The following is a 15,152-nucleotide window of genomic DNA, read 5'->3' on the forward strand; positions in this document are numbered from 1 at the left end:
CCCCGTGACCGCCACTGCCGCCCCGGACCACCCCGTGAGCGCCGCGGACCCCCGCCAGGAGCGCCGCCCCGGTCCGGACCGGTTTCCCCCTCGCGCGCACCTCGCAAGCCCCCCGCCCGCGACCGCCCCGAGCCGAGCGGAACGACGTACGGTGGAACCGGAGGCCGTGTCATGCACGTCACCGGAACCCACTTCACCCGCTTCGCCGACCGGACCGAGGCGGGCCGTCGGCTGGCCGCCCGCCTGGGCCACCTGGCCGGCCCCGACACCGTGGTCGTGGCGCTGCCGAGGGGCGGTGTGCCGGTGGCCGCCGAGGTCGCCGCGGCGCTCGGCGCCCCGCTGGACATCTGCGTGATCCGCAAGCTCGGCGTGCCGTACCAGCCCGAGCTCGGCATGGGGGCGATCGGCGAGGACGGGGTCCGGGTGCTGAACGACCAGGTCATCCGGTTCTCGTCGGTCACGGACGGGCAGCTGGCCGAGGTGGAGCGGCGTGAGCGCGCCGAGCTGGCGCGCCGCGCCCGTCGCTACCGGGGCGACCGGCCGCCCGCCGACCTGCGCGGACGAACGGTGGTCGTGGTGGACGACGGCATCGCCACCGGGTCCACCGCCCGGGCGGCCTGCCGGATCGTCCGCGAGCGTGGCGCGGGCCGGGTGGTGCTCGCGGTGCCCGTCGCGCCCGTGGACTGGGCCGAGCGGCTCGGCGAGGTCGCCGACGAGCTGGTCTGCGTCGACACGCCGTCCCCGTTCTACGCGATCGGCGAGTTCTACGCCGACTTCTCGCAGACCGAGGACGAGGAGGTGCTGCGGTTGCTGGCCGCGGCCGGTGGTGACCGGCCCGCGGCCTCCGCCGGGGTCGACCGCGAGCTGCAGCTGCCCGTCGCCGGGGCCCGCCTCGCGGGCCGGCTGACCGTCCCGGCCGGAGCGCGCGGGGTCGTCCTGTTCGCGCACGGCAGCGGAAGCGGCCGGCACAGCCCGCGCAACCGGCACGTCGCCGAGTACCTGAACCGGACCGGGCTGGCCACGCTGCTGTTCGACCTGCTCACCGAGGCCGAGGAGGCCGACCGTCGGAACGTGTTCGACGTGGCGCTGCTGGGCGGCCGGCTGACGGCCGTCGCCCGGCAGCTGGGCGCGGAGCGCGACCGCGCGGGGCACGAGGGCCCGGAGCACGACGGCCCGGAGCACAACGGCCCGGAGCACGAGGGCCCGGAACGAGCCGGCGGGGAGCACGGCGCCGAACGAGCCGGCCCGGGAGCCGTCATGCCCGAGACCCGGTCGCTGCCGCTCGGCCTGTTCGGCGCCAGCACCGGCGCCGCGGCCGCGCTGCACACCGCCGCCGAGCTGGGCCCGGCGGTGCGCGCCGTGGTCTCCCGGGGCGGTCGCCCCGACCTCGCCGGGCCCGACGCGCTGGCCCGGGTCCGCGCCCCGACGCTGCTCGTCGTGGGCTCCCTGGACCCGACCGTGCTCGACCTCAACCGGCAGGCCCGCAGCCGTCTGCGCTGCGAGACCGGGCTCGCGGTGGTGCCGCACGCGAGCCACCTGTTCGAGGAGCCGGGGACGCTGGACAGGGTCGCCGAGCTGGCCGCGGACTGGTTCCTCCGGCACCTCCCGCGCCCCGTCGGCCCCGGAAGTACGTGAACGCCCCATTGCACAGACTTCGGGCATCATCGCCGGTCAGCAGCACATTTTGCGCAGCGGACAGCGGGATTTTCTGATCAGCTTGTACACATTGAGCAGTCAAAATCCGACCTGTTGCCCAAGGCCCCCGACAGTAGCAAGCTCTCCGCAACCACACCGCCCACCCGTTCGCGGTGCGGTCGCGATCCAGCGGAAGCCTCGACGGCGAGGCCCGAAGTGGAGGAACGAGCGATGACCCCGCAGACCCACGCCCTTGAGCTGACCCCCGAGGAGCGCGAGGCCGGTCTTGACGCCGACCAGCTGCGCCGCCTCGTCGGCCTCGTCGAGCACGACGCCGCCGCCGACCCGTTCCCGGTGACCGCCCAAGACGCGGTCGTCTTCGTGGTCGGCAACGCCACCCAGACGGCCCAGTTCTACCAGGTCGTCTTCGGCATGGAGCTGGTCGCCTACTCCGGCCCGGAGACCGGCCGCCGGGACCGCAAGTCGTACGTGCTCCGCTCCGGCTCCTGCCGCTTCGTGATCAAGGGCGGCGTCCAGCCGGACAGCCCGCTGCTGGACCACCACCGCCGCCACGGCGACGGCGTCGTCGACCTCGCCCTGGAGGTCCCGGACGTCGACAAGTGCATCGAGCACGCCCGCGCGTCCGGCGCCACCGTCCTGGAGGAGCCGAACGACATCTCGGACGAGAACGGCACCGTGCGCCGCGCGGCCATCGCCACCTACGGCGAGACCCGCCACACCCTGATCGACCGCTCCCGCTACCACGGCCCGTACCTGCCGGGCTACGTCGTCGCGGAGAGCAGGGTCACCCACCCGGAGGGCTCGCCCAAGCGCCTCTTCCAGGCCCTCGACCACGCCGTCGGCAACGTCGAGCTGGGCCGGATGGACGAGTGGGTGTCGTTCTACAACCGCGTCATGGGCTTCGTGAACATGGCCGAGTTCGTCGGCGACGACATCGCCACCGAGTACTCCGCGCTGATGTCCAAGGTCGTCGCCAGCGGCAACCACCGGGTGAAGTTCCCGCTCAACGAGCCGGCCATCGCCAAGAAGAAGTCCCAGATCGACGAGTACCTGGAGTTCTACACCGGCCCCGGCTGCCAGCACATGGCACTCGCCACCAACGACATCCTCACCACCGTGGACGTGCTGCGGGCGCGCGGCGTGGAGTTCCTCAACACCCCGGACGCCTACTACGACGACCCGGAGCTGCGCGAGCGGATCGGCAAGGTCCGGGTGCCGATCGAGGAGCTGAAGAAGCGCGGCATCCTGGTCGACCGCGACGAGGACGGTTACCTGCTGCAGATCTTCACCAAGCCGATCGGCGACCGTCCCACCGTCTTCTACGAGTTCATCGAGCGGCACGGTTCGCTCGGCTTCGGCAAGGGCAACTTCAAGGCGCTCTTCGAGTCGATCGAGCGCGAGCAGGACCGCCGCGGCAACCTGTGAGCGTCTTGAGCGTCGGAGAGCTCTGACGAACGGTCGAGGAGGACCACGGAGATGGCGTACTACCGGCAGCTGGGCAGCATCCCGCCCAAGCGGCACACCCAGCACCGCACCCCCGAAGGCGGGCTCTACTACGAGGAGTTGATGGGCGAGGAGGGGTTCTCCTCGGACTCCTCGCTGCTCTACCACCGGGGCATCCCCTCGGCGGTGGTCAACGCTGTGCCCTGGGAGCTGCCGGACCAGTCCACGGTGCCCAACCACCCGCTCCTCCCCCGCCACTTCAAGCTGCACGAGCTGTTCGCGGACCAGGACTGGAAGTCCGCGGACGTCGTCGGCAGCCGCCGGCTGGTCCTCGGCAACGGCGACGTGCGGATCTCGTACGTCGCCGCCGGGGCCCCGAGCGAGCTCTACCGCAACGGGCTCGGCGACGAGTGCGTGTACGTGGAGTCCGGCTCCGGCACGGTCGAGACGGTGTTCGGCTCGATCGAGGTCGGCCAGGGCGACTACGTGATCATCCCGCGCGCCACCACCCACCGCTGGGTGCCGGCGGGCGACGAGCCGCTGCGCGCGTACTGCATCGAGGCGAACAGCCACATCACCCCGGTCAAGCGCTACCTGTCCAAGTACGGGCAGCTGCTGGAGCACGCGCCGTACTGCGAGCGGGACTTCCGCGGACCGGTCGGCCCGCTGGTCGTCGACGCCCCCGGGGACGTCGACGTGCTGGTCAAGCACCGCGGCCCGAACGGGATCGCGGGCACCCGCTACACCGTGCCGCACCACCCGTTCGACGTGGTCGGCTGGGACGGCTGCCTGTACCCGTACGCCTTCAACATCAAGGACTTCGAGCCGATCACCGGCCGGATCCACCAGCCCCCGCCGGCCCACCAGGTCTTCGAGGGCAACGGCTTCGTGATCTGCAACTTCGTTCCGCGCAAGGTGGACTACCACCCGCTGGCGATCCCGGTGCCCTACTACCACGCCAACGTGGACAGCGACGAGGTCATGTTCTACTGCGGCGGCGACTACGCGGCCCGCAAGGGCTCCGGCATCGGCCAGGGCTCGATCTCGCTGCACCCGGGCGGGCACACCCACGGGCCGCAGCCGGGGGCGTACGAGCGCAGCATCGGCGCGGAGTTCTTCGACGAGTTGGCCGTCATGGTGGACACCTTCCGCCCGCTGGAGCTCGGCGAGGGCGGCCGGGCCGGCGAGGACGCCGACTACGCCTGGACCTGGGCCGGTCGGGGGCCGGGCCGATGAGCGCGCCGGCCACGGGGGGCGCGCTGCCCGAACCGGTTTCCGCACCGGGTCCCACAGCGATCCCCGAGCTGTTCCGCGGGCTGTTCGACGACGCGGCGGTGTTCCCCCCGGGGAACCTGCCGGTCGCAGAGGCGGTGCCCGCGCACCGGGCGCACCGCGCGGCCTGGTACGCGGAGGCGGTCGGGCCGTTCCTCTGCGGGGCTGGCCGGCTGGGCGAACTGGCCGCGGTGGTCGCGGATACGGCTGCCGCGGTGGGTGCGCCCACCGGGGCGGCGGGGGGCGCGGCGGGGGCGGACGACGCGGCGGCGGCGGGCGACCGGCCGCTCAAGGTCGGGCTGGTGCTGCCGGGGGGCAGCGCCGAGCTCGCCCCGGCGCTCGCCGCCGCCGCGTCGTTCGAACTGGCCGGCGTCGAGCTGGCCGTCCGGGACGCCGCCGAGGCGGTGGCCGCGCTGGACCGGCTGCTGCCGCCGCACGTCCCGGCCGCCGTCGAGCTGCCGCGCGAGCTCCTGCGCGGGGACGGGCTGGACGCCGTCCTGGACGCGCTGGTGGACAGCCCGTACCGGGCGAAGTTCCGCACCGGGGGGCTGGTCGCCGAGGCGTTCCCGGACGAGGACGAGCTGGCCGCCTTCCTCACCGGCTGCGCGCGGCGGGGGCTGCCGTACAAGTGCACGGCCGGGCTGCACAACGCCGTCCGGCACACCGACCCGGAGACCGGCTTCGAGCACCACGGCTTCCTGAACGTGCTGCTGGCCGCGCAGGAGACCGACCGGGCCGCGGCCGCCGCGGTGCTGGCGGAGCGCGACGGCGAGGTGCTGGCCAAGGCGGTGCGCCAACTGACGGAGCATCAGATCACGGTGATCCGCAACTCGTTCACCGCGTTCGGCACGTGTAGCATCGCCGAGCCCCTGGGCGACCTGGCCGCGCTCGGCCTGCTGTCCTCGCCCAGTCCACTGCACCAGGAGGACCGTTGAGCACCACCCCCAGCAGCACCGGCAGCTGGCTCACCAGCGCCCAGGACTCGCCGTTCGGCGTGCACAACCTGCCGTACGGTGTCTTCACCGCGGCCGACCGGCCCGGGCGGCGCCGGATCGGTGTGCGCGTCGGGGACTTCGTGCTGGACGCCGGGGCGGCCGCCCGGGCGGCCGGGGCGCCGTCGGAGCTGCTGGACGCGGACTCGCTCAACCCGCTGATGGCGGCGGGGCGTCCGGTCTGGACCCGGGTGCGGGCGGACCTCACCACCTGGCTCACGGACGAGTCCTTCCGCGAGGCGCTGTCGCCGGCACTGCTGGCGGCCGACGAGGTGGAGCTGCACCTGCCGTTCGAGGTCGCCGACTACGTCGACTTCTACGCCTCGGAGCACCACGCCACCAACCTGGGCCGGATCTTCCGCCCGGGCTCGGAGCCGCTCACCCCCAACTGGAAGCACCTGCCGATCGGTTACCACGGGCGGGCGGGCACGGTCGTGGTCTCCGGCACGCCGGTGGTGCGACCGCACGGGCAGCGCAAGGCGCCCGCCGACGCCGCACCGGCCTTCGGTCCGTCGCGGCGGCTGGACATCGAGGCCGAGGTCGGCTTCGTCGTCGGCGCGCCGTCCGAGCTGGGCCGGCCGGTCGCGCTGGACGACTTCCGCGAGCACGTGTTCGGCGTCTGCCTGCTCAACGACTGGTCGGCGCGCGACATCCAGGCCTGGGAGTACGTGCCGCTCGGCCCGTTCCTCGGCAAGTCCTTCGCGACCTCGGTCTCGCCGTGGATCGTGCCGCTGGACGCGCTGGAGCACGCCCGGGTCACGCCGCCGGAGCGCGACGTCGAGCCGCTGCCGTACCTGGACGACCGGGACGGCGAGCCGTGGGGCCTGGACCTGGCGATGGAGGTCCGGCTGAACGGGCACCCGGTCTCCCGGCCGCCGTTCGCCACCATGTACTGGACGGCGCAGCAGCAGCTGGCCCACATGACCGTCAACGGCGCTTCGCTGCGCACCGGCGACCTGTTCGCTTCGGGGACGGTCAGCGGGCCCGAGCGGGACACCCGGGGCGCGCTGATCGAGCTGACCTGGAACGGCGAGGAGCCGCTGAAGCTCCCGGACGGGACGACCCGCACGTTCCTGGAGGACGGCGACGAGGTGACCATCACCGCCACCGCGCCGGGGCCGGACGGCGCCGTGATCGGCTTCGGCGAGGTCACGGGGCGGGTCCGGGGCTGAGAGTCCGCCGGGGCTGCGGCCGCCGGGGCACAGCTGACGGGCAACAGATAACGGATAACGGATAACGGATAACAGCCGACGACTGACAGCTGACAGATTTCATCATCTGTCAGCTGTCAGTCGCTCGCCCGTCTCCGACCGGACGGTCCGCCCCGTCCGCGCCCCGCCCTGCCCCGCCTACAGTCGCGAGCCGCCGGTGGCGTCGACCACCCGCCCGGTCATCCACCGCGCGTCGTCCGAGGCGATGAACGCGACGATGTCCGCGATGTCCTCCGGCGCCCCGACCCGGCCGAGCGCGGCGAGCGAGGCCGCCTGGGCCCTCGCCTCCGGGTCACGCAGCCAGTCCGCGTTGAGGTCGGTGTCGATGATCCCGGGCGCCACGGAGTTGACGGTGATCCCGCGCGGCCCGAGCTGCTGGGCGAGGTTGAGCGAGAAGGTGTCCAGCGCCCCCTTGGTGGCGCCGTAGGCCATGATCTCCGGCATGGCGAGCCGGGCCAGGCCGCTGGAGACGTTGATGATCCGGCCGCCGTCGCGCAGCCACCTCGGTCAGCGACCTCACCACCGCCATGGGCATCCGCCCCGGCAGCCTCTACGCGGCCTTCGGCGACAAGCGGTCGCTGTTCGAGGAGGTGGTCCGCCAGTACGGGCACTCCCCCGTCGGCGCGTTCGCGACCGTCGCCCTCGCGGAGGAGCCCACCGCGTACGGCGCCTTCGCCCGCATCCTGCGCGAGGCCGCCGCCGTCTACGCCGACCCGTCGCATCCGGCGGGCTGCCTGGTGATCTCCGCGGCCACCAACGTCGCCCCGCAGGACGCCGGCATCCAGGAGCAGCTGCGCGAGTGGCGCAACGGGAACCTGCGGACCTTCGAGGAGCGGCTGCGCCGGGCGCGGCAGGACGGCGAACTGCCGCCCGGGGCCGACCCGAAGGCCCTGGCCGGCTACTTCGGCGCGGTCCTCCAGGGCATGTCCCAGCAGGCCAGGGACGGCGCCACCGCCGCCGACCTGGCCCGCACCGCCGAACTCGCCCTGCGCGCCTGGCCCTGAGCCGCGACCGCACACCCGCCCCGGCCCACGCTGCCCGGTGATCAGGGCTCCCCACCGCCCCCGGTACGGTGGACTCCAGGATTCCGGCAGGGACCAGGTCGGCATCGCCGAGGGACGGGAGCGGACCCGATGGACACAGAGGTGGCGGAGACGGCGGAGGTCCGGGCGTTCCTGGACGGGGGCGTCGGACGGCTGGTGCTGAACCGTCCACGGGCGCTCAACTCGCTGACCCACGGCATGGTCACCGCCCTGCGTGCCACCCTGGACGACTGGGCCGCGGACGACCGGATACGCGCCGTCGTGCTGACCGGCGCGGGCGAGCGCGGCCTGTGCGCGGGCGGCGACATCCGCGCGATGCACGACGACGCCAAGGCGGGCGGGGCCGGCACCCGGGTGTTCTTCCGCGACGAGTACCGGCTGAACGCGCTGATCGCCCGCTACCCGAAGCCGTACGTCGCGGTGATGGACGGCATCACCATGGGCGGGGGCGTCGGCGTGTCCGCCCACGGCGCGGTGCGGATCGTCACCGAGCGTTCCACCGTCGCGATGCCCGAGACCCGGATCGGCATCGCCCCGGACGTCGGCGGCAGTCGGCTGCTGGCCCACGCCCCGGGCGAGTTGGGCACCCACCTCGGTCTCACCGCGGCCGCGATGGGCCCGGGCGACGCCCTGCTGTGCGGGTTCGCGGACCACTTCGTGCCCTCGTCGCGCGTCGCGGACCTGCTGGACGCCCTGGGCCGGAGCACCGCCGCGGCGACCGGGAGCGGCACCGCCGAGGTGGCGGCCGTCGTCGCCGCGCACGCCGAGCCCGCTCCGCCCGCCGCACTGGCCGACCAGCGCGCCTGGATCGACGCCTGCTACGCGGCCGACACGGTCGAGGAGATCGTCGAGCGGCTGCTGAACTCCGGTGTCCCGGAGGCGAAGGAGGCCGCGGAAGCCGTCCTGTCGAACTCCCCCACCGCCGTCAAGACCACCCTGGCCGCACTGCGCCGCGCCCGCACGCTCCCCTCGCTGGAGGCCGTGCTCGACCAGGAGTACCGGATCTCCTGCGCCGCGCTGGAGGGCCACGACATGGTCGAGGGCATCCGGGCACAGGTGATCGACAAGGACCGCAACCCCCGCTGGCGGCCCGGCACGCTCGCCGAGGTGACGGAGGCGGACGTCGCCCGGATCCTCGCCCCGCGCGAGGGCGACGAACTGGGCCTGGCCTGACCCCCGCCCCTCCGCTGCCCACACACCTGGAGCCCGCCGTGACCACCAGGTCCCGCCATCGCGACGGGAGGCTGTTGCGGAGCCGGGAAGGCCTCGGGGTCGAGGTGTGGACGGTGCCGTCGCCGCACCACGTCCGGCCAGAGCCGCACCGCACGAGAACGCCTCCGAGCACCGGCCGTGTTGATCGAGGGCGGCGGCCCGTGTCCCGTACGGCGGGCCGCGGAGCGCCACGGCGTCCGCTTCTGACCGGCACGCGCACACCCCTCCACCGACTGGTGACCGGCGTCTCGCATACCAAGACTGGCGCGAGGCGGGGCGCGTCGTAGATCGTTGGGTGGTCAGGCGCGCCCACGGGCGCCGAGCAGCGGAAATGGGAGTCGACGGCGATGACCGAGACCGAGACCTACGAGACGATCCTGGTCGAGCGCAAGGGGCGGGTGGGCCTGATCACGCTCAACCGGCCCAAGGCGCTCAACGCGCTCAACACCCAACTCATGAACGAGGTGGTCGCCGCCGCGACCGCCTTCGACCGGGACCCGGAGATCGGCTGTCTGGTGATCACCGGCTCGGAGAAGGCCTTCGCGGCCGGCGCCGACATCAAGGAGATGCAGGGCAACCGCTTCCCGGACGTCTACCTGGACGACTGGCTGGGCCCGTGGGACCGGCTCGGTGCCCTGCGCAAGCCGGTGATCGCGGCGGTGGCCGGGTTCGCGCTGGGCGGCGGCTGCGAGCTGGCGATGCTGTGCGACATCCTGCTGGCGGCGGACACCGCGAAGTTCGGGCAGCCGGAGATCAAGCTCGGCGTGATCCCGGGCATCGGCGGCTCGCAGCGGCTGACCCGGGCGGTCGGCAAGGCGAAGGCCATGGAGCTGTGCCTGACCGGCCGGATGATGGGCGCCGAGGAGGCCGAGCGGGCCGGCCTGGTCTCCCGGATCGTCCCGGCGGACCAGCTGCTGTCCGAGGCGCTGGCCACCGCCGAGACGGTCGCGGCGATGTCCGCCCCGGCGGCCATCATGATGAAGGAGAGCGTCAACCGCGCCTTCGAGACCACGCTCGCCGAGGGCGTGCGCTTCGAGCGCCGGCTCTTCCACGCGGCCTTCGCCACGGCGGACCAGAAGGAGGGCATGGCGGCCTTCGCCGAGAAGCGCCCGCCGGAGTTCCAGAACCGCTGACCACGAGGGGCGGCCACGGGGAGCGGCCGGGGAGCGCGACGGACGGATGACGGATGACAGCTGACAGATTTCAGATGTTGAAATCTGTCAGCTGAACTCCGTCCGCTGACCGCTGTCGGTTGTCAGCCGACCGACTGCCCCCAGCTGCCCGCCGGCCCGGCCTTCGTCGCCGTCGCCGCGCTCAGTCTTCTCAGTCCTCCTCCACCGCCACCGTGTTGAGCCGGGCCAGCCCGCTTCGGGTGGCGGCGACGACGATCTGGTCACCCGGGGCGAGCCGCCGGGTGCGGTCGGGGAAGTTCCACTGCAGCTGCCCGCCGTGGGCGAAGCGCACGGCGATCACCCGGACGCCGCCCGGGTCCTCCAGGTCGTGCCGGTTGAGTCCGATCAGCCCGCTGCCGTCCTCCACCTTCAGCTCGGCGATCAGCAGCACGTGCCGGAGCACCGACAGCGTCCCGCGCACCTCGCGTCCCATCAGCGCCGCCGCGAAGGCGGGCGCGGCCAGGTAGGACACCGACCGGGAGGCCGCGTTGTCCAGCGTCTTGTAGAAGTGGCCGGCGAAGTCGTCCTCGAACAGCCGCACCACCACCCGGATCTCGGGGTTGCCGTGGCGCGCCTCCAGGGCCGCCTCCAGGTTGGTGGCGTCGTCCCCGCTGACCGCGACCAGCGCCCGGCTGTGCTTCAACCGGGCCCGGCGCAGCTGCTGCTCGAACGGCCCGTCGCCCATCACCACCGGGATGCCGAGCGCCCGTACGGCGGCGATGCCGCGCGCCTGCGGGTCCCGTTCCATGCAGACCACCGGCACGCCCATGTCGTGCAGTTGGGCCGCGACCCGGGTGCCGACGTTGCCGAGGCCGACGACGATCACGTGGTCCCGGGTGCCCGCCCCGGGGTTGCGCGGCTGTCCGCGCCGCCCGGAGCCCAGCACCTCGACCGCGATGGCGGTGGCGACCGGCGCGAAGGTGATCCCGCAGATGGTGATCACCACCTGGGCGACCCGCTGCCAGAACCCGCCGGTGCCCGTCCCGGCGGAGATGTCGGCGAGCTGGTCCGGCTGGGCGGCGCCGGCCAGGTCGAGCAGCGCGATGTAGACGGTCCAGCCGAAGTTCCGGTTGAGGTACCAGAGCACGCCGAAGGCCAACAGCACCGCCGCGAGGGCGGTGAGCAGCACCAGCCGCATCCGGGCGCTGGTGAAGAAGCGCATGGTGTCGAGCAGTCGCCAGCGCAGCCGTCGCATCCAGTCGATCGGCTCCCGGGGTTCGATCCGCAGCACCTGGAGCGCCGCCCGGCTGCCCGGTTCCCGCGCCACGGCGGGGTCGTCCGTCGGGGCCGGTTCGCGCCGTACGCCACCGGGCCGGATCGGCCCGTCGTCTCCGAACTCGCTGGCGAGACGGACGAACTCGGCCGAGTCGCCCTGCTGTTCGGGCAGCAGCCGGATCCTGCCGAGGTCCTGCCGGTCGATCTGGTCGGCGACCACGCAGATCCGGTCGGAGGTGATGTCGTCGTCGAACGCGATGTGCAGGTAACGCCCTTCGATCTCCACCGAGTTGGGCCGGTCGAGCGCCGCGGAGGCGAAGGCCGGAGCCGCGGTGGCGGAACCGGAGAGCGCGGCACCGTTCTTGAGCAGCCGTTCGATGTTCTCCCCGAGGCGCTGGTTGAACATCCGGAACACGATGCGGATGTCCGGGTTGTGGTTCTGGGCGCTGAGCGCGGCGTGGATGTTCTCCTGGTCGCTCCCTTCGACCAGGGCGAGACCGCGCGCGGTGCCGATGGACACCGCGCGCAGTGCCTCTTCGGTGACGCTGGCGTACTCCACGACCGCGGCGACGCCCGAGAGTTGCTCGATCTGCGGCGCGTGGTCGCGGGTTCGGTCGGCGACCAGGACGACGACCGGGACCTCGTAGTGCTCGACGAGTTCCAGGACCAGCCGGTGTGCCAGCGCGTTGCCCCCGCAGACGATGTAGTGCTGACCGATCGGCTCGACCGGAGGGGTCCCCCACCCTTCAGAAGTCATACCGACAGACGATAGCTACGGAAAGTGTCCGGGGGATGACACTCCGGCGACCGAGGCGGATCCCCCGAACGGCCGTATCCGGCGCGCGGTCCGACCGTGGCGGCGGAGAGGCTGGGGTACGTTCCCTGCCCGCCAGCCGGCCGACCCGACCCGACCCGCCCTGCGTCACCCGACCAACGTGTCACCCGACCAGCACGGTGCCCGTCACGCGTCACCCGTCGCCCGGCGTCAGCCCGAGGAGGACACCACCGTGGCCTCTCCGATCATCACCCCCGACGGCACCCCGGCCCAGGGTCCGCTCGGACTACTCGCCAAGGCCGCCTGGCAGGTCCTGCTGGTCGCCGGGCTCGCCTCCCTCGCCCTCGGGATCGTGGTCTTCGCCTGGCCCCGGGAGACGCTCCTGGTGGTGGGCGTGCTGTTCGGCATCTACCTGCTGGTGATCGGCATCGTGCAGCTGGTCGCCGCCTTCGGCACCCACACCACCACCGCGCTACGGGTGCTGGCCTTCATCAGCGGTGCGATCTGCGTCCTGCTGGGGCTGCTCTGCTTCCGCAGCGCGGCGCAGTCGCTGCTGCTGCTCGCGCTCTGGATCGGGATCGGCTGGCTGTTCCGCGGCATCACCCAGATCGCCGCCGCGATCTCCGACCCGCTGATGCCCGCCCGCGGCTGGCAGGCCTTCGCGGGCGTGGCCAACACCCTGGCCGGCGTGCTGCTGATGGTGTGGCCCACCGGGTCGATCACCGCGCTGGCCGTACTGGCCGGGTGCTGGCTGGTGGTCCTCGGCCTGATCGAGATCGTGACGGCGTTCCAGGTCCGCCACCGGGCCAAGGAGATCCCGTCGGGGGTCTGACCGCACGAGCCGGTGCGCCGGGGCCGTGTCCCACGGGGGGCACGGCCCCGGTGCCGGGCGGAGCGGCTCAGCGGGCGGAGCGGCTCAGGGGTGCGGGTGCGGGGCGTAGCCGATCCGGAAGGTCGCGGCCTCCAGCCGGTGCGGGTCGAGCCGGACGTCGGTGAGCCGCTCGGCGAGCGCGAACGCGGCCTCGGTGTGCAGTTTGAACTCCTGCGACTCCAGCTGGAAGCCGCAGTCGGCCAGCAGCTGGGGGATGCCCGGGGCCTCGGCGTCCGAGCCGTTCCGCTGGTCGGGGAAGAGCGGCTCGAAGTGGAGGCGCTGAACGCCGTGCTCCCACCAGTGGAACTTGTCCACTGCGTTGACGTTGCGGAAGTGCGAGACCAGCCGGACGTCCCCGCCGAGCCGGGCGATCACCTCGTGCAGGCAGCCGAGGTAGCCGTTCGGCTCGATGGCGACGGCCCAGCCGTCGAGTTCGGTGACGGCGACGAACAGCCGGTCGTCCTCGTCTTCACCCCCACCGTCCTCCTCGTCCTCACCGTCCTCCTCGCCCTCGCCGTCCTCCTCGCCCTCGCCCTCGCCGTCCTCGAAGGCGCACCAGGCCTCGATCGCCGCGTCCAGCCCGGTCACCTCCCCGCCGGGCACCGCGTCGAGGCGGCGCAGCAGTTCCTCGGCGGAAATTCCCTGGACCTCGGTGAGGCAGTAGGCCTCCCGCAGGACGGGATAGTGCTGCCCGAACCAGGTGTAGTCGGTGGCGTGTGCGGTCATGACGGCGATGCTGCCAGACGCCTCGGACAGTGTTCGCCCGCGGCCGTCAGAGCCAGACCGGCTCGTCCGTCCCCCAGCGCCCGGGCGGGCGCGACCAGTCGGCGGGAGCCCCCTCGTACCCGATCGGCGGCAGGGCGTGGCACAGCCGCCCGTACGCGGAGTCGGTCTCGACGAGCCACCGGGAGGGGTCGTACGGCTCGGGCGAGGCGGCGTGCGGTGCTTCCGGTTCGATGCCGTGGAGCAGCCAGGAGGCCGTACCGGCGAGGGAGAAGCGCAGGTGGCGGCCGCCGTGGCGGCGGGTGCGCTGCTCGACGAGGGAGCGCAGGACGCCGGCGGCGATGAGGTAGCCGGTGCCGTGGTCGAGGGCCTGGGCCGGCAGCACGCCGGGACGGCCGTCGGGGTCGGGTCCGGCGGCATCATCGACGGCCTCGTGGGCGGCGATGCCGACGCCCACCTGGACCAGGCTGTCGAAGCCACGCCGTCCCGCCCAGGGGCCGGTCCAGCCCCAGGCGCAGAGCTGGGCGAGGACCAGGTCAGGGCGGCGGGCGAACAGCGCCTCGGGGCTGAGGCCGTGGGCGTCGAGGGCGCCGGGGCGGTAGCCGGTGACGACGACGTCGGCGGTGGCGAGCAGGTCCTCGAAGACGGCGCGGTCGGCCGGCGTGGTGAGGTCGAGGCGGGTGGAGCGCTTGCCGAAGCCGGTGTCGGCGTGGGCGTCATCGGCCTCGGGCAGCCGTGGCGAGTCGACGCGCAGGACGTCGGCGCCGAGCAGGGCGAGGGTGCGGGTGGCGACCGGTCCGGCGATCACCCGGGTGAGGTCGAGGACCCGGATCCCGGCGGCGGGCCGGTCCAGCGGGGCCGCGCCGAGCGGGCGGGCCGGTGCGGGCCCTGCCGTGGTCCCGACCTCGGCGGTGGCTTCGACCTCCAGGTGCTCCACGAGGGGGTGCACGGTCGGGCTCACCGGTGCGACGGCCACAGCGAGCGCCCCCGCCTCGTACGCGCGCTCCTGGATCCGCTCGGCCGGCAGCCTGCCGAGCACCTCGGCGAGCTGCTCGGGCCCGGCGTCGGCGGCGAGGCCGAGGGCGGAGAGCAGCCGGGTGCGGTGGTGCGGGTAGTTGGCGTGGGTGCGCACCCAGCCGTCGGCGGTGCGCCAGAAGCCGGAGTGCGGGGCGAAGGTGACGGGCGTGCGGCCGTCGACCGTCAGGTGCCGCTCGCTGACGAAGGCCGTGGCGACCGCCCCCTGGTCCACCCGGACGGCGGGGACGGGTGCGCCGGTGCGGTGGGCCGCGAGTTCGGCGGCGGCCAGCGAGCAGACGGCCACGGTGGCGCGGGCGAGCCGGCGCACCGGGAGACCGGAGGGCAGGACGTCCTCCGGTCCGTGGAAGGCCACCCGCTCCAACAGCTCGGGCGGTCCACCGAGAGCCGCCCAGGCGTGGGCGGTCGGGCGGTCGACGGACCCGGCGGCTCCGGCGGCTCCGGTCGTTCCGGCAGGTCCGGTCGTTCCGGTGGTTCCAGGCACTCCGGCGGTTCCCTCTGGCAACGGACGATCAGTCATGCCGGGAATTGT

Annotated in this window: 12 protein-coding genes and 1 pseudogene; 9 read left to right on the forward strand and 4 right to left on the reverse strand. The window is 73.4% G+C overall.

What is annotated here, in order from left to right:
- Positions 1-171 precede the first annotated feature (171 nt).
- The 5 genes from ACWDBB_RS06770 (at position 172) to fahA (ending at position 6,535) form a co-directional block, all read left to right on the forward strand.
- On the forward strand, positions 172-1,635 hold the full coding sequence (locus ACWDBB_RS06770; RefSeq protein ID WP_449788536.1) for a phosphoribosyltransferase family protein: 1,464 nt from the start codon (positions 172-174) through the stop codon (positions 1,633-1,635).
- Between the two features lie 231 nt (positions 1,636-1,866).
- A complete protein-coding gene (gene hppD, locus ACWDBB_RS06775; protein ID WP_449788537.1) occupies positions 1,867-3,081 on the forward strand; it encodes a 4-hydroxyphenylpyruvate dioxygenase in 1,215 nt (404 codons plus the stop codon).
- 51 nt (positions 3,082-3,132) lie between these two features.
- The gene (locus tag ACWDBB_RS06780) at positions 3,133-4,335 is read left to right on the forward strand and encodes a cupin domain-containing protein (protein ID WP_449788538.1); all 1,203 of its coding nucleotides are present in this window, start codon (positions 3,133-3,135) and stop codon (positions 4,333-4,335) included.
- On the forward strand, positions 4,332-5,306 hold the full coding sequence (locus tag ACWDBB_RS06785; RefSeq protein ID WP_449788539.1) for a hypothetical protein: 975 nt from the start codon (positions 4,332-4,334) through the stop codon (positions 5,304-5,306). Before ACWDBB_RS06780 ends, ACWDBB_RS06785 begins: the two co-directional genes overlap by 4 nt.
- On the forward strand, positions 5,303-6,535 hold the full coding sequence (gene fahA / locus ACWDBB_RS06790; protein WP_449788540.1) for a fumarylacetoacetase: 1,233 nt from the start codon (positions 5,303-5,305) through the stop codon (positions 6,533-6,535). The genes ACWDBB_RS06785 and fahA overlap by 4 nt, the downstream gene beginning before the upstream one ends.
- Before the next feature lie 177 nt (positions 6,536-6,712).
- Here the strand turns inward: fahA and ACWDBB_RS06795 are convergent.
- Positions 6,713-7,072, reverse strand: a pseudogene (locus tag ACWDBB_RS06795) (SDR family NAD(P)-dependent oxidoreductase); the annotation flags it as partial.
- A gap of 29 nt (positions 7,073-7,101) precedes the next feature.
- On the opposite strand from ACWDBB_RS06795, the gene ACWDBB_RS06800 reads away from it, so the two are divergent.
- From ACWDBB_RS06800 to ACWDBB_RS06810, 3 genes are all read left to right on the forward strand, one after another.
- Positions 7,102-7,578 (forward strand): TetR/AcrR family transcriptional regulator, encoded by a 477-nt coding sequence (locus ACWDBB_RS06800; protein WP_449788541.1) that lies wholly within the window; start codon positions 7,102-7,104, stop codon positions 7,576-7,578.
- Positions 7,579-7,707: 129 nt separating this feature from the next.
- Positions 7,708-8,790, forward strand: coding sequence for an enoyl-CoA hydratase/isomerase family protein (locus ACWDBB_RS06805; RefSeq protein WP_449788542.1), 1,083 nt, complete (start codon positions 7,708-7,710; stop codon positions 8,788-8,790).
- A 386-nt stretch (positions 8,791-9,176) separates the two neighbouring features.
- Positions 9,177-9,962, forward strand: coding sequence for an enoyl-CoA hydratase (locus ACWDBB_RS06810; RefSeq protein ID WP_363384136.1), 786 nt, complete (start codon positions 9,177-9,179; stop codon positions 9,960-9,962).
- Between the two features lie 190 nt (positions 9,963-10,152).
- On the opposite strand, the gene ACWDBB_RS06815 is transcribed toward ACWDBB_RS06810, so the two are convergent.
- On the reverse strand, positions 10,153-11,973 hold the full coding sequence (locus ACWDBB_RS06815) for an NAD-binding protein (RefSeq protein ID WP_449788543.1): 1,821 nt from the start codon (positions 11,971-11,973) through the stop codon (positions 10,153-10,155).
- Positions 11,974-12,223: 250 nt separating this feature from the next.
- Here ACWDBB_RS06815 and ACWDBB_RS06820 point away from each other — a divergent pair, with 250 nt between their 5' ends.
- Positions 12,224-12,823: an HdeD family acid-resistance protein gene (locus ACWDBB_RS06820; protein WP_449788544.1), complete on the forward strand. Its 600-nt coding sequence runs from the start codon at positions 12,224-12,226 to the stop codon at positions 12,821-12,823.
- 84 nt (positions 12,824-12,907) lie between these two features.
- On the opposite strand, the gene ACWDBB_RS06825 is transcribed toward ACWDBB_RS06820, so the two are convergent.
- Positions 12,908-13,588, reverse strand: coding sequence for a DUF6461 domain-containing protein (locus tag ACWDBB_RS06825; RefSeq protein WP_449788545.1), 681 nt, complete (start codon positions 13,586-13,588; stop codon positions 12,908-12,910).
- Between the two features lie 46 nt (positions 13,589-13,634).
- Positions 13,635-15,140 carry a CoA transferase gene (locus ACWDBB_RS06830; protein ID WP_449788546.1) on the reverse strand — a complete coding sequence of 502 codons (1,506 nt, stop codon included), beginning with the start codon at positions 15,138-15,140 and terminating at the stop codon, positions 13,635-13,637.
- Positions 15,141-15,152 lie beyond the last annotated feature (12 nt).

It is taken from the genome of Kitasatospora sp. NPDC001095, from assembly GCF_053598615.1.